The sequence below is a fragment of the Flavobacterium panacagri genome (genome assembly GCF_030378165.1).
In the GTDB taxonomy this organism is placed as follows: domain Bacteria; phylum Bacteroidota; class Bacteroidia; order Flavobacteriales; family Flavobacteriaceae; genus Flavobacterium; species Flavobacterium panacagri.
The window spans coordinates 3,903,493-3,921,206 of sequence record NZ_CP119766.1; the positions used below are offsets into that span (position 1 = coordinate 3,903,493).

Here is a 17,714-nt window from a genome sequence, read left to right on the forward strand (position 1 = left end):
TTATTCATCTTTTATTTTGAAATTTGCAAGGTAAAAAAACTAAAAACCCTCATCAAATGAAAGCGAACTTACAAGAAGATTTAAGATTAAACGAAAAGCAGGATATTGAAAACCCTCAGTATACAGTCCAAAATGATTTTGCATTCACACTAAAGAGCACTTGTTTAGATGAAAACTATTACCCCTCAAGTAAAACGCGTTTGACAACTAATTTTGCAAACTTGGCTCGAGGAGCTAGTCGCCAACAAAACTTGCGCAATGCCTTAAATATGATTAACAATCGATTCAATGCATTGGCTCATCTGGATAATCCAAAAGGGGATCGTTACCTTGTAGAACTTGAAATCCTCACAGTAACAATGAGTATTGATGATAAGAATGGTAGTAACGATCTGCCGATGATTGAAGTTTTAAAAACAAATATTATTGATCGTAAGACTGACCAGCAAATCGAAGGGGTTGCCGGAAATAATTATTCTTCTTATGTTCGGGATTATGATTTCAGTATTTTATTGATCGAGCACAATAAAAATAAAGCTAACTTCTCTATTCCTGAAAATTTTGGTGATTTGCATGGAAAACTTTATAAGTGCTTTGTGAGTTCAGACACTTATAAAGAAAACTTTAAGATGTCACCAATCATTTGTCTAAGTGTATCGAGTAACAAAACCTATACTCGCACGGAGTATCAGCATTCGGTTCTGGGTTTTGAGTATCTGCAGAATGAGTATTCTCTCACTGATGAATATTTTTCTAAAATGGGCTTAAAAGTTCGTTTTTTCATGCCTCCGAATAGTGCGGCACCGATGGCTTTTTATCATTCTGGAGATCTGCTTGCTGATTATACTGATCTTGGATTAATCAGCTCAATTAGCACGATGGAGACTTTTCAGAAGATTTATCGCCCCGAAATTTACAATGCAAATTCAGTGGCTGGGAAAATTTATCAACCTAGTCTTAAACACGAAGATTATTCACTGACTCGCGTGGATTATGACCGCGAAGAGCGCAGCCGACTGGCTGTTGAACAAGGTAAATATGCAGAAGAGCATTTCATTAAGCCTTACAAAAGGCTCTTGGAACAATGGTCAGCCAATTTCGCTCTTTAATTAATTACAACAACACATTAAAATTATTTTATTATGAAGAAATTATTATTGCCCACCTCAATTGTTGGAAGTTTACCCAAACCAGCTTGGCTTGCACCACCTGAAAAACTTTGGTCACCTTGGAAATTAGAAGGAGATCAGTTGCTTGAAGGGAAACAAGATGCTTTACGCATTTCTTTGCATGAACAACAATTGGCAGGGGTTGATATAATTTGTGATGGCGAGCAAACACGCCAGCATTTTGTAACTACTTTTATCGAGCATTTAAGCGGTGTAGATTTTGAAAATCGTAAAATTGTAAAAATTCGTGACCGTTATGATGCAAGTGTTCCTGTTGTTGTAGATGAAGTTGCGCGTCAAAAAGCGGTTTTTGTTGACGATGCTAAATTTTTACGCAAACAGACTAATAAACCTATAAAATGGGCTTTGCCAGGTCCGATGACAATGGTAGATACCTTATACGATGATCATTACAAAAGCAGAGAAAAACTGGCGTGGGAATTTGCAAAAGCGCTCAATGAAGAAGCAAGAGAACTTCAAGATGCAGGGGTGGATATTATCCAATTTGATGAACCTGCTTTTAATGTATTCTTTAATGATGTAAACGATTGGGGAATGGCAGTACTGGAAAGAGCTATTGAAGGCTTAAACTGCGAAACTGCAGTACATATTTGTTACGGTTATGGAATACAAGCAAACACTGATTGGAAAAAAACATTAGGTTCTGAGTGGCGTCAATATGAAGAAATTTTTCCAAAAATTCAAAAGTCTAATATTGATATTGTGTCATTAGAATGTCATAACTCCCATGTACCCTTTGATTTAATGGAACTTGTACGTGGTAAAAAAGTAATGGTCGGCGCAATTGACGTAGCAACCAATACTATCGAAACACCCGATGAAGTAGCTGCTACACTGCGTAAAGCTCTTGAGTTTGTAGATGCCGAAAATCTTTACCCTTCTACAAACTGCGGTATGGCTCCATTATCTCGAAACGTAGCTAGAGGCAAATTAAGTGCTTTAAGTGCAGGAGCAGAAATTATACGCAAAGAACTTGGGATTTAGTCACAATGCATTAATTTGAATAAGGTTTCCTTGTTTGAAGCTTGCTGTCCGTAGAATTTAACAGAGCCTACGGACAGTCTAATGAATCTACATAATCCACGTTTATCTGCGCTAAGATATTTTGTAATCTTGACTCTACGGAGGAATAATATTAAAAACAGATTGAATAAATTATTAGAAGTATTAAAAAAAGCAGGTTTCGACGGTTTCCTGTTAATGATAGCCACCATGATTTTGCTGGCTTATTTTTTCCCTAAACCAGGTATGGTAAAAGAACCCATTTCGCTAGAGGAAATTGCCAATACTGGCGTTTCGTTGATTTTCTTGTTTTATGGCTTGCGGCTAAGTGTTGAGAAACTAAAAGCCGGACTTTCCAACTGGAAAATGCACATTATCGTCCAGTTGACAACCTTTTTGTTTTTTCCTCTGATTGTTTTAGCATTTCGCCCCTTGTTTGTCAATAACGGTTTCGAGCTGCTTTGGCTGGGTGTCTTTTTTCTGGCAGCTTTACCATCAACAGTATCCTCTTCTGTGGTCATGGTTTCCATCGCGAAGGGAAACATTCCCGCAGCCATTTTCAATGCGAGTATTTCCAGTTTGATTGGAGTAGTGGTTACGCCGCTCTGGGTTGGGCTGTTTATAGCTTCTGCAACAGGTGATTTTGATGTTACTCATATTGCCATAAAGTTGATTGTACAAGTCTTACTGCCTGTCATTATTGGCATAAGCCTCAATTCCCGTTTCGGTGCCATTGCTGAAAAATACAAGAAACAGCTCAAATATTTCGATCAGGCAGTTATTCTAACGATTATTTACACGTCGTTTTGCAAATCATTTTCCGAACATCTTTTTGAAGGCTTTACCGCCCTTGAACTTGCTGGGCTAGCCACAGGAATGATGGTCTTGTTTTTTGCCGTATTCCTCTGTGTTGGACTACTCAGTCGCCTGTTTGGTTTTTCAGATGAAGACCGTATTACGGTCTTATTTTGCGGATCTAAAAAGTCATTGGTACACGGCACCGTCATGTCAAAAGTACTCTTTCAGCATAGTACTATCACCGGTATCGTATTACTGCCACTGATGCTTTATCATGCCTTACAATTGATTGCAGCGAGTATCATCGCTCAAGGCATGGCTCGACGAAAAGAAGTATAATTTTTGTTTTATGAAATTAAGTGCAGGTTATTATGTTTTTATTTGGTGTAAAATAGGGTTTTTGTGTTGTTTTTAGTTGTATTTAAAGAATTTTATTCTAATTTAGAAATAAATTAAACCTATTTAAAGTAAAAAATTCAATGGAACAGATAGATGATATTGATCTTCAGTTATTAAATATACTTCACGATAATTCTAAATACACAGTAAAAGAACTAGCAAAGATGGTAAATCTTTCGGCATCGCCTGTTTTTGAGCGAATTAAAAGATTGGAGAACAATGGTTATATTAAGAAGTATATAGCCTTGCTGGATGCAGAAAAACTAAATAGGGGATTCATCGTTTTCTGTAATATCAAATTGAAACAGCACGATCGTAATATTGGAAATCAGTTTGTTAGTGATATTATGAAAATAGAAGAAATTGTAGAATGTTATAATATTTCAGGAGATTACGATTTTTTAATGAAAGTTTCTGCCAAAGACATGAAGCATTATCAGGATTTTGTTTTTAATAAATTAGGCTCAGTTGAAAGTATTGGCAGTACCCAAAGTACCTTTGTTATGTCGGAGATAAAAAACATGTATGGATAGTTGTAGTGTCTGACTTTTATTGGCTTTTGTGACCTCTACGATACAAATTCACACAAATTCACACAAATTTTATGCATGATTTAAAGAAATTAGCTTACTTTCAAGTGAATTTGTAAGATAATTTTTAAATTGTTATTTGTAAATGGTTTGGCTGTCCTGAAGAGGTTAAATGTGAAAAACGTTAATTAAACATGATTTCGAATTTTACAATAATAATTTGAAGTAAAATTGTTGATCGTAAATTTATAAACTAAAACTAAAAATAAGCAGATCAAAATTTAGTGATAATAATTAACGGAACTAAGTGAAATTTAATTTTACGATAAAGCGCTAATGAAAGAATTTAAGTATCTACAATTTCAGTTTTATAAAAAAGAGCTTTTAAATACTAATATTTAAAAGCTCTTTTTTATAAATGCGCAATCAAATTCTTTATGCTTATTAGAGAGGCTAGTTGTATTTATAATTATTTAGATAAGTTCAAATCCTCCTCCGACATGTAAGACCGTTCCATGAACATAGCTGGCTTCATCTGAACTTAAAAAAAGACTTCCCTGTGCTACCTCTTTCACATCACCCAATCTTCCAACTAAACTCATTTTTGGAATGATATCTTCTTCGGTAAGATTTTGACTCTCTAAAGCTGCAGTCAGCATAGGAGTTTTTATTGCACCGGGGGCTAAAGAATTAATTCTGATTCCTTTTACGCCATATTCAAATGCTGCAGCTTTTGTTAATCCTTCCACACCATGTTTGAAAGCTTGGTAAGAGGGATTTCCAACTGTAGGTTTAAATGCATTTATAGAAGATATATTTACAATCGATCCGCCATTTCCCTGCGTCATAAATTGGCGAAGTTCGTATTTCATGCAAAGTGCTGTTCCTTTTAAATCAACAGCTTGAAGACGGTCATAATATTCTTCATCCAAATCATGAAATGGATTGTTATCCGGCTTAAGAGCAGCATTGTTTACTGCACAATCTAGCCTCCCATAGGTATCAACCGTAAATTTTATCATTGCTTCAACCTGTTTTGTGTCTGAGATATCTACTTTACAAAAAGCTGCTTCACCACCCATTGTTCTAATTTGTTCAACAACTTTATTGCCTTGTTCTTCATTAAAATCAGCAACAATTACTTTTGCACCTTCCTGTGCAAACAATTCAGCAGTTGCTTTACCCATTCCCATTGCTGCACCAGTTATCAGTGCAACTTTATTTGAAAGTCTATTCATTATATATGTATTAATAGTTTATTATTTTTGACTTAAAATATAGCCGCTGTTTCTTTCTGACTGCAAGTTTCTCTTTCGCATCAAAAAGTGGCATCTTATCTTTAAGATCATTTATAAGTAAAGATAAAGTCAAAAAAAAGCCTATTTTTGATAAAAAGATATATTTTTTTGATAAAAAAACATGATTTAATATGAGTAAGAGCATTCCCTTATTAGCAATCGATGATATCACACAAGGAGAAAGCGTAGCTTGGAATACTCATGATTATTATGTTACAGAAGGCCGGGTTGATAACTTTATACGATACTTTCCATTACGCCAGAATTGTTACATGATATCAATATGCACCTCAGGTTTTTTAAAAATCAGAATAAATGGTGAAGAAGCTGTTTTAGAGGTTAGCACTTTAGCCACATTTACTCCTGCAACAATAATTGAAGTAATAGAGATGTCAAAGGACTACAGATGTCATTTGGTGATATTCATTAAAAGCTTTCTGACTGAGACTCTCAGCAATATATATTTTCTGGAAAGATTTTATTTTCTAAATAACATTGGCTTATTTAATTTTAAATTAGAGAATAAAATGTATTCTAATCTTTTATCAGAGATAAATGGGATAATAGATAGACAAAAAGAAAAAACACATCCTTTCAGGAGAGATATTATTAGAAATCTAATTATCATTTTGCTATATGAAACAGAGAACATATTGCAACAACAGAGTTTAGGCCAAAATTTAGAAAATAGCTATGGTAAGGAGAAAGTCTTTTCAGATTTTAAAGAACTGCTGCACAAGAAATTTTATATGGAAAGGAAAGTTGCCTATTATTCTAATAAGCTCAATGTAACAACACAAGTACTGACAAAAATAGTGACGGAATATACAGGACGGGGAGCAAAGGAACATATTGAGGAGATGGTGCTTTCGCAGGCAAAAGTATTTTTAAAATCGGGGAATTATAATGTTTCGGAAACGGCTTCGATGCTTTACTATAGTAATCTGGAAGAGTTTAGCCGATTCTTTAAAAAAAAGACGGGTCTTACACCTCTGAAGTTTTCAAAAAAATAAACAAAAAGTAGTTTTTATGTATTCAGTTAATTTAGGAACCAATGATGACCGATTATTAAATTTAAATGTGAAGAGGATCTTTTAGTATTAAGTAAAAAAATCAGGTTAATCCATATGAATCGTTAAAATGGATAAGTCTTTCAGACTTATGGATAAGCCGCCTGGATAATAGCAGTCTACATTTGTATTAATAATATTAATAACAAAAAAGACATGGCAAAAACAGTTTTTATAACCGGCGCATCCCGCGGTTTTGGTAAATTATGGACAGAAGCTCTATTACAAAAAGGATACAATGTAGCTGCAACGGCTAGAAATATCAGTTCACTGGATGAATTGGCAGATAAATACAACGGTAAGATTCTGCCTCTTGAATTGGATGTGACAGACCGCAACAGTGTTTTTAAAACAGTTGAGAGAGTTAAAGAGCATTTTGGAAGCATAGACATTTTGATTAACAATGCGGGATATGGTCTATTTGGCACTTTAGAAGAAAATACGGAAGAAGAGGTTCGCCAGCAGATGGAGACCAATTTTTTCGGACTGGTATGGGTTACACAGGCTGTAGTGCCTATTATGCGCGAACAGGGCAGGGGACATATTATTCAGCTGTCAAGTGCTTTAGGGCTCATTTCTTTTCCTACTTTAGGGGTTTACAGCGCTTCTAAATTTGCGGTGGAAGGACTAAGCGAAAGTCTGGCGGCAGAGGTTAAAGGTTTTGGCATCAAAGTAACTATCGTGGAGCCAAATGAATTTTCAACTGAGTGGGGTGGAGCTTCAGCAAAATCATCTTCGGCACTGCCGGTTTATGAAAATGTAAGAACTGAATTTTTTGCACTTTTATCGGATGATTTAGTCGGAATACCTGAAGCTACAGTGCCTGCGGTGTTGAAGCTTATAGAAAGCAAAAATCCACCGCTGCGCCTATTTCTTGGAAAAGCTGGTTTTCCTATGGTGAAATATGCCTATGAGAACCGTTTTTCAGAATGGGAATCCTGGTCCGAAATAGCCAATGCGGCTCATGGGAAGTAACATCAAATTAATTTAATCAAACTGCGCCCTTATCGGCGCGGTTTTCAATATTTAAGAAGACATGGAACATTTTAAGCATCTGGCTGATATGCACCGCTCTATAGGACTTCCGCTGCCGGAAGATCCTCTGTTTAGTCTGGTGCACTGCAATACCGCCTGTACAATGGCAGCAAATGAGTTTACTACAGATTTTTACATGATAGGTTTTAAAAAACTTAAAAATGGAGAGATTATTTATGGACGCACAAAGTACGATCATGATACCGGCAGTATGATGTTTCTAAAACCCAGGCAGATTATTCAGTTCAATCAGGTAGAGCATGAAGAAGATGCCTTTCTGCTTTTTATTCATGAAGATTATTTTCTGGGGCATCATCTTCATCAGCAAATAAACAAATATTCCTATTTTGATTACAAAACAAATGAAGCGCTGTTTCTTTCTCCGAAAGAAGAAAGCGTTGTCTGGGATATTTTTCATAAAATTAAAATGGAATACTACGATAATATCGATGACTATAGTAAAGATATTATTCTGACTTATATCGAATCGATGCTGCAGTATGCCCAAAGGTTTTATAAGAGGCAGTTTATAAATCGAAAGGAAATTTCTGGAAAAACAGTTTCTAGATTCAATGAAACATTGAAATCTTTTAATAAGAATGATATTAAAAAAAAAGGAATCCCTACAGTCAGTGCCGTTTCTTCTCTTTTGAATTTATCGCCCCGCTACATGAGCGACCTGCTAAAACAGGAGACGGGCAAGACGGCAATGGAGCTTATCCATATCTATCTGATTAATGAAGCTAAAAATCAGTTAAAAGCCAATAATGATCTTACTGTTTCAGAGGTGGCTTATGATTTGGGCTTTGAAAGCCTGCCTTCTTTTTCAAGATTATTCAAGAAAGAAACAGGACTCAGTCCCAATGAATTTAAAAAGAGTTTTTTAAACTGAAAAACTGGTTCTGAATATTTCCTGAACAAATAATTTTTTTCTCGCTTTTAGAATCTGATTTTCTGAATTGTTAAGTTATCCTCAATGGTGTCATAGGCATTAATTTTCCAATAGTCCCAAACAAGGACATAGGCTTGGTCTTAATAAGGAAGGACTGCTATTTCCAAAGGTTGTAAAGAGCTGGCTTTAAATATTGCCAGAAAATAAAAATTTAATTTTAGGGCAAAATTTTTAACATTGAAACTTGGCTGTTAAAACTGTACTGATCTGTAAAAGCATAAAATTAAAATGCATATTTTTATTTAAAAACGAGAAAGTCTTGTCAAATTGTTAGGTTTTTTGTTTTGGGTTCGTTATTATATTGAAAAAAGGTAAAATGATGGAGAAAAATTTATAAGTTCTGTTTTTGAATTTAGAATGGATTGATCTTGTTTTAAACCTTGAATTATAAAAACAAACTTTAAAACTGCACAATGAATTACATTAAAACTTCAGTATTTATTACTCTGCTTTTTCTGGCAGCTGTTGAAAGCTATGGACAAAACAAATTTAAAAAGATTGACAAATTAAGCCAGAAGCAGGTAATGGCCCAGATGGATTCTTTACTGAATACAAAATCTGCCAAGGATACAGCATCAGTAAAAACATTATTATCTTCCCTAAAAGAGCATAAAGAGGAGCGTTATGTAAAGATCGCAAGAATGTATTATATAAAAATAGGCGATAAACAAACAGCAGATTTAATATATAATAATCTGGTTTTGAAATTCCCTAAAGGATCTACGGCAAGACAGGTTGCAGCTGATAACATATTTAAGCTTGAAACGGGCTTGGAAAAAGAAAATGCGTACAGAAGATGGATTAAAGATTTTCCATTGGACAGATTTCCGGATGAACGTCTGACAAATGATTATGTCGCATCAAGCACTGCCGGCACATATGCTAAGGAAGGAAATTACCAGAAAGCATTTGAGTTCTGCGGCAAACTGCAGGAAACTTTCTGGAAAAGCAGCGGTCTTTCAGGCGTAATCAGTACTTTATACGCTAAGGAGCATTATTCTGAAGCTCTTGTGTTAATGGAAGAGTCAGTAAGATGCAGCAAAATTTATATCGATAATCCTGACGACAAATCCAATGAGGCAGGATTTGCCAGATTAGGATATTATTCGCTGCTTCCAATGTATGCCGATTTATTATTAAAAAATAATAAAAAGAACCAGGCAATGCTTGTTTTAGATGAATATGATAAGAATGCAAAAAAGAAATCTGATTCAGGCACTTTTACATATGCCAAAATTCTGGTATCTCTTCAAAATGAAGATAAAGCTTTTGAAGTACTGCAAACGGCTATTACATCTGGGAAAGCAAGCAAAGATATTGAGGCTTTATTTCATACTTTATACTTAAAGAATAAAGGTGACGAGACGGCTTATTCGAATTATATGAAGGATGTTAGCAGTGCACAGTCTAAATTTTTAAAAGAAAAACTAGCTTCTGAGATAATTAAGGAAAAAGCGCCCGCATTCACGCTTCGTGATGTTGACGGTAATACTGTAAGTTTGAGTGATTACAGCGGCAAAGTTGTTATTCTTGATTTTTGGGCTACCTGGTGCGGTCCATGTAAAAAATCTTTTCCAGCTATGCAGATGGCCATAAATAAATATGCCAGCGATAAAACGGTAGAATTTCTTTTTATCCATACTTGGGAAAAGACAAAAAATGATCCAGCTGTAGAAGCGAAAGATTACATTACTGCTAATAAGTACAGTTTTAAAGTGCTGATGGATTTAAAAAACCCAAAAACAGGAGACAATAAAGTAGTTTCTGCTTATGGAGCGCAAGGTATACCTGCTAAGTTTATTGTGGACGGCAATGGTTTTATCCGGTTTAAGCTGACAGGTTTTACAGGTTCCAATGAAGCTGCAGTAGAAGAATTAAGCACAATAGTAGATCTGGTTAAAAAGAATCAGTAATTGACAAAGCATCTGTCTGCTTGGCTCATGCTTCAAATTTAGGAAACTAGGATTTCTAATTTTCAACGTATTCAAAAAGAGAGATGTAAGCAAAAAAGTGAAGATGAGCATTAATGTTTGTCTTTTTATTTAATATTTTTTCATTGAATATCTCTTACCATGGTGCTATTCTTTCTATTTTGATACGATCCATAATAGAAAAAACTCACAAACATCTTTAAAATTCACTTAGCTTTTAATAGGTGATAAAGTATCAAATTTCATTTTGGAAAAGTGGTTATTAAAATTGATTAGCCAATAAGCTGTTTGCATATTATTTAAAGCTTCAGAGTATATCTGAAGCTTTATTTTTTACAAAGGATCAAAATATGTTTCAGTATAAACAGCTGTTATTGTTTTTTTTTGTAAGAATGGCATTCAGGCAGATGAGTAGGAAGCTAAAATTATTTTGGAATTATTATATTTAGTATCAAAAATTAAAGAAATTGACCAATTTTTACCTCTCTCGCTAGCGAGAGCTTCTAGCTCGTTAACACTTATTTGTAAAGTTTCACACTAAAATATATTGGGAAGTTTGTGGGGAAGTTTTGAAAAAATTATTTCATCACAGATAGTTCAATTAGCAAATAATTAGACATAAAAAAAATCCCATTTCGTTAGAAATGGGATTTTTGTGACCTCGACTGGAAACAAACATACGGTGTAAAGTGTTGTAAATCAATGTTCGTATTCATGTATTGGGAAATTTATGGGAACTTACTTTTTAATTTTGTTTTGTATGGTAGTTTTTTTTACTGGTGTAGTTTTAGGTTTTTTAGCTTTGTTTTGAATTGCATCATCATCTACTTCTTCTGCAATTTTTTTACGATAAACTGCACTTGGCCAAATTTTATCCATTTCTGTTTCTAAAACTTCAGTTAATTGTAAGCATTGTTCATATGACATTAAAAAATATTGGAGGTCAACCGGTAAATATTGACCACTTTTAACTCTTGCTAGAATTCCAGCTTTTGTCATATAAATATCATTTGCAATTCCGAGATTATGGATGTGTATGTCTCTAGTAGCTTTAATTTCGATATACTTATGAAATACAGGATTTTCAAGTAAATTAACACCGGTATATTTTTCAAATTCAACTGCATAATCTCTTGGAGATTTATAAGCAATTTCATTTAGTATAGTATCTACAATTTGAATTTTTGCTTCTTCAATTGATTTAGATAATAGGATACAATTAATATCTACCTTTTTGCTAGATGGTATTTTGTTTGGGTATTCAATAAGAATCATTCGTAGAATATCATTTAGGAAAGATTCAATTAGGGTAACTAACTGAAAAATGGTATTTAGAGGTAAGCTTACATAGCTTAATTGTGAATATTTATTGATAAGTACCTCCTTTTTGTATTCGCGTGCATTGCTCATCAATGGAGTATGGTCATCATTAAAACCAATAGGGAATGAGACAGAAACTGTATTACTGTCTTCTAATTCATTTAGCCACTGTATATTTTGTTCAAAAGACATTAACGTTAGTTGTGCCATTTCTGCCTGATTAAATAACAATGAAACTGTGTTCCCTCTTACAGTGTTTAATTTATCTCCAAAAGATTCCATAAAATTTAAATTTTGTTAGTTTCGATTTTTTTTCATTACATTTTTTAGATAACTCAATGATTTTTTCGACATGTAACAGACATTCTCTACAACGTGTTATAAATCAGTATTGAAAATTTTGTACTGGGAAGTTTGTAGGAAGTAATGAGTTTTAAAAAAAATATTAATCTTCAGATTCTTTTTCTTTTTCAATCTCTTGAGATAGTCTAAATCCTATACGAGGGCGATTAGGATCAATTCTTTTTACAGCCATTAGCAATACACTAATTTGATTTACATGTTGAATTAATTGGACATTATTGCCATTTAAATCTTTACCGTAAAATATTATAAGACGAGGATTTTTATAACCAATATCTTCAATATGTATTAAAATTGACTCTCCAAAAGTTGCTAATTTAGCCCCCACTTCTTCGTTCTCATTTAGAACCTTTTCAAAGTCAACAATAGAATCTACAAGTTTTTCATAATATGCAGATGCATAATATGGGGCATTTTTATCAATAAATTCTAGTCTTGGATAGCTCATATTAATATTTTTAGGAATATTGGACATAATTTTGGAGATAGCAGATAAACTGTGTGGATCACTCATGATTTAAAATTTACTTTAATTATTAAATATATCAGTCTCTTAGTTAGTTCGCTGTCATTATCGGAAGCCCGTATCGTGATATCATTTTTTTTAATTTCCTCTTTTCTAGGATTCTCTTTTTGACAAAACTTCATTTATAATTTCAATTAGTTTTTCTTTAGTAGTGTTTTTTTCCAAGTACTTCAAAAATGCTACGTAGCCATGATCCATTTTCTCATAAAATGTTTCATTTTCATTGACAGAATCGTCAGTATCAAATTCCATTTTTCCTTTTCCAGTTAAGATCCAATTCACGTTTGCATTTGGTATAGCTCCCAATATTTTTTTTAAGACATTCATCCCTAAAGGCTTGTTTTGGGAAATAATTGGGTGCAATGTGGTATATAATATATCATTTTTCAGACAAAATTGTCTAAGGTTAATCTCTTTACTTTCAATCAAATAGAGTAATCTTTCTCCTTCTGTCTGCATTTGTTTTAAAAATTTTATATTAAAAATAATATATTATATGAAAAATAATATATATTTGCCGTAGTTATGACGTAGTAACAACGTAGTAAAAATACAATAATTATATCATTTCAAAATAGTACTTATCTATGATCACCGTTGGACAACGAAACAAAATGAAGAAAGTCTTTAAAAATGGGTATTCTAAAGACGTTCAAGCACTTCTAAACTTAAAAGGAGTAGTTAGTAGAAAGGGAAAACCTTTCAGTGAATCTTACATAAACCATGTTTTTAATGGTAGAAATTCTAATAATGATATCGAAAATGCATTAATAGAATTATATGAAAAAAAAGATATTGAGCTAAAAAGAATACAATATCTGCGAAGAGAGATTTTCAACAACAAAAAAAAACCCGAAGCTGGAACTTCGGGTAAGATTTAAGTAAAACCTAATAAAAGATTAAACTAATGGAAGGCAAATCTACAATTAAAAATGAAATTCACCAAATACCAGCGGGTATGGCTCTGGGTGATAAAAGAACCGAAATTTTTGCAGATAGGAAATCAAAGCAGACTTTTTTCATTTCTGATGGCAAAACGTATCGATTTAGAGAACTGGCACCCGAAAAGAAAGCGCAGATTTTTAAGCAAATGATGTCAGACGATATCGCTTTTGAAGATCTGAAACACCTAAGTCCAGAAGAAGCTATTGAAAAGTACTCGTTTTGCATTTTTGGCGCTGCTGATCATGTGGCAGACTTTCACGAAAATGGAAAGCTAAACAAAGGAGATAATTTTTTATGCTCACACAACTGTAATTGTCTAAAATGGAAAACAAAATCTATTACTATCGATGGCAATCCGTTAACTGCTCGAGAAATTCAGATTGTAACGCTAATGGCTTCTGATTTAGCAGATAAACAAATTGCTCAAAAATTAAAGATTTCTGATAGTACTTTAAGCACTCACAAACAAAACCTTTTTGAAAAGGCGAACGTGAAATCAAAGTCGGGATTAGTAACAAAAGCTATAAATCAAAAAATTATCCAATAAGATGAGTCTATCAAATTTTACATATACGGGAGTTGAAGCATTGGAAATGATAAAAACGACATTTCCTAAAACTTGGCAGAGCGAAATTTTAGAAGGTATGAAATTTATAAAGTCTTTAATGAGATTGTATTCATTATCTGCGACTGAAGCTTTTAATAAATATTTAAAAACAAACGGATCTCCCGCAAATGGAATCGCCACTTTAGCGTCATTACATTACTTACTAGAGCAATGTAAAACTTCGCCAGAGATCAAAAAACTACAAAACGACCAACAGGATTATGGGAAACAACTTATCGCACTTGAAGAAGCAAAATACATATCATTTACAGACAAAAAAACACTACGCTCATTCTATCTGTCAAAGCAGAATGAACTACAAGAACGTATTAATCTCCTTATTCTGCAATTACCCGATATCGGTACTGAAACAATTACAGTTAAAACAACTCTTTTTGATTAACGATCAAAACCTAAATGTTACTCAATATTATAATCTCATTTTACTATAGTTTATGTATACCGAAAAATCAATTGACCTTGTAAGAAATGCTGATATAGTTCAAATAGTTGGACATTTCTGCGAATTGAAAAAAGCAGGATCGAGATGGACATGTGAATCTCCTTTTAACTTTAGTAAAGACTCTTTTTTTGTTACCCCCTCCTTAAATATGTACAAATGTTTCTCTACAGGGAAGGGAGGTGACGGAATTTCATTTGTTCAAACTTATAAGGGTGTAAAATTTGACGAAGCTATAGAGATTATTGCAGGTATCTGTCACATCGATTTGGAAGAAGTGGCATTGTCTGAAGAAGAAAAACGTAAAAGGAGCTACAAACAGGAACTTTACGATATTCAGTCGATTGCAGCGACAAAGTTCGAAATGAATCTTCACAATCAATATGACGATTCATGGGTAAAAAAGTTGCTTGTTTCGAAAGATATCAAACCTGAAACCGTTGAAAAGTTTAGAATTGGTTACGCCGATAAAGATTATAAATCACTAAGCGACCCATTAATTGAAAAAGGTAAATTATCTGAAGGTATTGCAGTAGGTTTGATTGTTTCAAAAGAGGGGAAGAACTATGATTTTTTTAGGGATAAGCTAATTTTTCCAATTCGTAATGTTCGCGGAAACGTTGTTGCATTTGGCGGCCGAAAATCTGATGATGCGGATGGCCCCAAATACATAAATACATCAAAAACGGATATTTACGAAAAAAGTCATGAGTTGTATGGTTTGTATGAAAACAAAGATTTTATTTCAAAGCAAAAAACGGCCATTTTAGTAGAAGGTTATACTGATGTTACAGGATTATCACAAAATGGCTGTCAATTAGCAGTAGGTACTGGAGGAACTGCTCTTAGCGATATCCAATGTAAATTGATACATCGCTATGCTGACCATGTGATCATTTGCCGTGATAATGATGGTTTAGATGATAAGGGGAATGAGCAAAAAGGAACTTTAGCTGCACTTCGTGATATCAATATTCTTTTAGCAGAGGGGTTTAAAGTTTCGATAGTTATTCTTCCCGAAAATGAAGATCCGGATAGTTATGCAAGAAAAACACAACATGTCGAAAAAATGTTGTTGGGAAATGCTGAAGATGCAGTTAATTGGAAAACAATTAAGCTTAAAAATAAAGCCTCTAACGATCCTAACCAATTATCAAATGCAGTCGCGGAAATTGCTTTGATGCTTTCTACTATTAAAGATGATATCGTAAGGGAAGCTTACTTAAAACAATGTTCTAAAATTATCAAACAACCTGCAAAAGTGATCAAAGATAAAATTGATAGCTTTTTTAAGGTTGCTGAAATTAAAGCTGCACAATTCGACAAACCACAAACAGAATCTATAGAAAAACTTGGTTTGCCAAGCGGAGCTGATTACAAGATGTTTTTAGATAAAGGTTTTGTAATACATGAAAAAAACGTGTATTTCCGTGGAAAAGATAGTTTTTACAAAGGCACAAACTTTAAAATAACACCGCTTTTTCATGTTTATGGTAAACAGGAAAACAAAAGACTATGTGAAGTTATTTCTGAAAGTGGTATTAAAAGACTTATTGATTTTGATACTGCTGATTTTTCTCAAATGACCAAATTTGAAACAAGGCTACTAGATGAAGCAAATTTCACATTTACTCCTCAAGTAACTGCCAACCAGTTTAAGCTATTAAGAAATGATATTTTAGGTCATTTCATAACCGCTCATGAGTTGAAAACTTTGGGATGGCAGGGTTCAGGTTTTTTTGCCTATGCAAATTTGGTTTATCATGATGGAGTAAAAAAAGTACCAAATGATTATGGAATTGTACAACTTGATACTGGTGTTGAGATAGAAAGTGAATATATCGAAGATGTCAAACATTTCTATTCTCCTTCAGCTTCAGTTATGTATAAGAATTCACGTGAAGGCGATGATCCTTATGAGAATGATCGCTATTTAGTTTATAAAGATGCTCCTATTGCTTTTCATATGTGGATGCGACAGCTGCATAAAGTTTATGGCAAGAAAGCAGTAACTGGAATTGCATGTGCGTTTTTTACTCTCTTCAGAGACCTTTTTGTAAAGACTTTCCAAGTATCTCCAATTCTATTTTTGGCAGGTGAGAAAGGTTCGGGTAAATCGAAATTTGCAGAAAGTTTGGCAGCAATGTTTAGCTATAAACAACCTGCTTTTGATTTGAATGCTGGAACGATATCGGCATTTTCAAGAAGAATAAGCAGAACCACTAATACGATGGCTCTCTTAGAGGAGTTTAACGATTTGACAACTGATATAAAGATCAAACAATCAATTAAAGGATCGTATGATAATCGTGGGCGTGAAATTGGTCAGAATACGGGAGATAACAAAACAAAGGTTACAAAAGTAAACTCTTTTATCGTTATGCTTTCGCAGTATTTATCAAGTTGGGATGACAACTCTATTACATCTCGAAGTGTAATTGAACATGTTATTAAACCTTCTGAAAACTATACAGATCAGGAAGTGTCAGATTACAATATGTTACAATCTTGGGAGGAGGAAGGATTAACAAGTTTTATTTTAGAAATTGTCCAGTATCGAAAAGTGGTTGAAGAAAATTATCGCCAGGTGTATTCTGAAATCATTAAACAACTTAAAAAAGAATTACGGGGTTCAGATTATCAGGAGCGTATGCTTCAGAACTACACTGTTATTTTAACGCCAATTAAGATCCTCTTTGACAAATTTACTTTTCCATTTACTTATGAGGAAATGTACAATCAGTTTAAAGAATCAATAGTAGATACCTCTGATTTAATTGTGGAAAGTGAAGGACTTGCAGAGTTCTGGAAGACTCTCGAATATTTACGTGATAGAAAACCTTTCCCACTTTTAATTCCAGATGTTCATTTTATGATTGATACACCAACCTCGTTAAAGTTACAAGGTCGAAAAGATCAAGATTCTCATGTTTGGAATAATAAAGAAAGAACTCAAGTATTATATCTGAGGTTAAATGCAGTTCATCAATTGTATCATAAGGAAGTTTCTACCCGGGATGGGGTAGATGTAATACATGAGAACACTCTTAGGAATTATTTTAAATCTAAAAAATATTTCATTGGTGCCGTAAAATCACAGCGATTTAATGATACATCAACGTCGGCTTATGTTTTCGATTACAGTATGATGCATGAAAATGGAGTTCTGAATTTATTGAGAACAGAAACGGCAAAAAAAACTGATGAAGATGTCAAACCGACTCAAGAAGATGTCAAACCGACTCAAGAAGATACTGAAAATCTACCTGAATGGTTAAAAGATTAAAA

Annotated in this window: 16 protein-coding genes; 12 read left to right on the forward strand and 4 right to left on the reverse strand. The window is 33.6% G+C overall.

The features are described 5' to 3' along the window. The first annotated feature begins 56 nt into the window (after positions 1–56). The 4 genes from P2W65_RS17090 to P2W65_RS17105 all read left to right on the forward strand — a co-directional run bounded on the left by P2W65_RS17090 (position 57) and on the right by P2W65_RS17105 (position 3,922). Positions 57–1,109, forward strand: coding sequence for a DUF1852 domain-containing protein (locus P2W65_RS17090; protein WP_289659433.1), 1,053 nt, complete (start codon positions 57–59; stop codon positions 1,107–1,109). Between the two features lie 33 nt (positions 1,110–1,142). Then, positions 1,143–2,174 (forward strand): methionine synthase, encoded by a 1,032-nt coding sequence (locus P2W65_RS17095; protein ID WP_289659435.1) that lies wholly within the window; start codon positions 1,143–1,145, stop codon positions 2,172–2,174. Between the two features lie 162 nt (positions 2,175–2,336). Next, positions 2,337–3,329, forward strand: a complete 993-nt coding sequence (locus P2W65_RS17100) for a bile acid:sodium symporter family protein (RefSeq protein WP_289659437.1) — start codon at positions 2,337–2,339, stop codon at positions 3,327–3,329. Positions 3,330–3,469: 140 nt separating this feature from the next. Further along, the gene (locus tag P2W65_RS17105) at positions 3,470–3,922 is read left to right on the forward strand and encodes an Lrp/AsnC family transcriptional regulator (protein ID WP_289659439.1); all 453 of its coding nucleotides are present in this window, start codon (positions 3,470–3,472) and stop codon (positions 3,920–3,922) included. Between the two features lie 470 nt (positions 3,923–4,392). Here the strand turns inward: P2W65_RS17105 and P2W65_RS17110 are convergent, their stop codons facing one another. Then, positions 4,393–5,157, reverse strand: a complete 765-nt coding sequence (locus P2W65_RS17110; RefSeq protein WP_289659441.1) for an SDR family NAD(P)-dependent oxidoreductase — start codon at positions 5,155–5,157, stop codon at positions 4,393–4,395. 191 nt (positions 5,158–5,348) lie between these two features. Between P2W65_RS17110 and P2W65_RS17115 the strand changes: the two genes are divergently transcribed. The 4 genes from P2W65_RS17115 (at position 5,349) to P2W65_RS17130 (ending at position 10,187) form a co-directional block, all read left to right on the forward strand. Then, positions 5,349–6,230 (forward strand): helix-turn-helix domain-containing protein, encoded by an 882-nt coding sequence (locus P2W65_RS17115; RefSeq protein WP_289659443.1) that lies wholly within the window; start codon positions 5,349–5,351, stop codon positions 6,228–6,230. Positions 6,231–6,443: 213 nt separating this feature from the next. Beyond that, the gene (locus P2W65_RS17120) at positions 6,444–7,262 is read left to right on the forward strand and encodes an SDR family NAD(P)-dependent oxidoreductase (RefSeq protein ID WP_289659445.1); all 819 of its coding nucleotides are present in this window, start codon (positions 6,444–6,446) and stop codon (positions 7,260–7,262) included. A gap of 61 nt (positions 7,263–7,323) precedes the next feature. Continuing rightward, a complete protein-coding gene (locus P2W65_RS17125) occupies positions 7,324–8,214 on the forward strand; it encodes a helix-turn-helix domain-containing protein (RefSeq protein WP_289659447.1) in 891 nt (296 codons plus the stop codon). 473 nt (positions 8,215–8,687) lie between these two features. Next, positions 8,688–10,187 (forward strand): TlpA disulfide reductase family protein, encoded by a 1,500-nt coding sequence (locus P2W65_RS17130; protein ID WP_289659449.1) that lies wholly within the window; start codon positions 8,688–8,690, stop codon positions 10,185–10,187. A gap of 756 nt (positions 10,188–10,943) precedes the next feature. On the opposite strand, the gene P2W65_RS17135 is transcribed toward P2W65_RS17130, so the two are convergent. The 3 genes from P2W65_RS17135 to P2W65_RS17145 form a co-directional block, all read right to left on the reverse strand. Continuing rightward, complete coding sequence (locus tag P2W65_RS17135) at positions 10,944–11,807, reverse strand: hypothetical protein (protein WP_289659451.1); 864 nt, start codon at positions 11,805–11,807, stop codon at positions 10,944–10,946. Between the two features lie 163 nt (positions 11,808–11,970). Beyond that, on the reverse strand, positions 11,971–12,402 hold the full coding sequence (locus P2W65_RS17140; RefSeq protein WP_289659453.1) for a DUF6173 family protein: 432 nt from the start codon (positions 12,400–12,402) through the stop codon (positions 11,971–11,973). A 105-nt stretch (positions 12,403–12,507) separates the two neighbouring features. Further along, positions 12,508–12,873, reverse strand: coding sequence for a hypothetical protein (locus tag P2W65_RS17145; RefSeq protein WP_289659455.1), 366 nt, complete (start codon positions 12,871–12,873; stop codon positions 12,508–12,510). 155 nt (positions 12,874–13,028) lie between these two features. Between P2W65_RS17145 and P2W65_RS17150 the strand changes: the two genes are divergently transcribed. The 4 genes from P2W65_RS17150 to dnaG are packed head-to-tail and all read left to right on the forward strand — an operon-like array spanning position 13,029 to position 17,712. Further along, positions 13,029–13,295 carry a hypothetical protein gene (locus P2W65_RS17150; RefSeq protein ID WP_289659457.1) on the forward strand — a complete coding sequence of 89 codons (267 nt, stop codon included), beginning with the start codon at positions 13,029–13,031 and terminating at the stop codon, positions 13,293–13,295. Between the two features lie 26 nt (positions 13,296–13,321). Next, entirely contained in the window at positions 13,322–13,906 is a 585-nt protein-coding gene (locus P2W65_RS17155) for a response regulator transcription factor (RefSeq protein ID WP_289659459.1), read from the forward strand. Between the two features lies 1 nt (position 13,907). Further along, entirely contained in the window at positions 13,908–14,369 is a 462-nt protein-coding gene (locus P2W65_RS17160) for a hypothetical protein (RefSeq protein ID WP_289659461.1), read from the forward strand. Between the two features lie 52 nt (positions 14,370–14,421). Beyond that, positions 14,422–17,712 carry a DNA primase gene (gene dnaG, locus P2W65_RS17165; protein WP_289659463.1) on the forward strand — a complete coding sequence of 1,097 codons (3,291 nt, stop codon included), beginning with the start codon at positions 14,422–14,424 and terminating at the stop codon, positions 17,710–17,712. The last annotated feature ends 2 nt before the right edge of the window (positions 17,713–17,714 follow it).

Coding starts and splice junctions, on each gene's coding strand:
- P2W65_RS17140 (WP_289659453.1), bottom strand. CDS start 12,402: ATGAGTGATCCACACAGTTTATCTGCTATCTCCAAAATTATGTCCAAT.
- dnaG (WP_289659463.1), top strand. CDS start 14,422: ATGTATACCGAAAAATCAATTGACCTTGTAAGAAATGCTGATATAGTT.
- P2W65_RS17105 (WP_289659439.1), top strand. CDS start 3,470: ATGGAACAGATAGATGATATTGATCTTCAGTTATTAAATATACTTCAC.
- P2W65_RS17095 (WP_289659435.1), top strand. CDS start 1,143: ATGAAGAAATTATTATTGCCCACCTCAATTGTTGGAAGTTTACCCAAA.
- P2W65_RS17160 (WP_289659461.1), top strand. CDS start 13,908: ATGAGTCTATCAAATTTTACATATACGGGAGTTGAAGCATTGGAAATG.
- P2W65_RS17090 (WP_289659433.1), top strand. CDS start 57: ATGAAAGCGAACTTACAAGAAGATTTAAGATTAAACGAAAAGCAGGAT.
- P2W65_RS17155 (WP_289659459.1), top strand. CDS start 13,322: ATGGAAGGCAAATCTACAATTAAAAATGAAATTCACCAAATACCAGCG.
- P2W65_RS17125 (WP_289659447.1), top strand. CDS start 7,324: ATGGAACATTTTAAGCATCTGGCTGATATGCACCGCTCTATAGGACTT.
- P2W65_RS17120 (WP_289659445.1), top strand. CDS start 6,444: ATGGCAAAAACAGTTTTTATAACCGGCGCATCCCGCGGTTTTGGTAAA.
- P2W65_RS17135 (WP_289659451.1), bottom strand. CDS start 11,807: ATGGAATCTTTTGGAGATAAATTAAACACTGTAAGAGGGAACACAGTT.
- P2W65_RS17150 (WP_289659457.1), top strand. CDS start 13,029: ATGAAGAAAGTCTTTAAAAATGGGTATTCTAAAGACGTTCAAGCACTT.
- P2W65_RS17145 (WP_289659455.1), bottom strand. CDS start 12,873: ATGCAGACAGAAGGAGAAAGATTACTCTATTTGATTGAAAGTAAAGAG.
- P2W65_RS17115 (WP_289659443.1), top strand. CDS start 5,349: ATGAGTAAGAGCATTCCCTTATTAGCAATCGATGATATCACACAAGGA.
- P2W65_RS17110 (WP_289659441.1), bottom strand. CDS start 5,157: ATGAATAGACTTTCAAATAAAGTTGCACTGATAACTGGTGCAGCAATG.
- P2W65_RS17130 (WP_289659449.1), top strand. CDS start 8,688: ATGAATTACATTAAAACTTCAGTATTTATTACTCTGCTTTTTCTGGCA.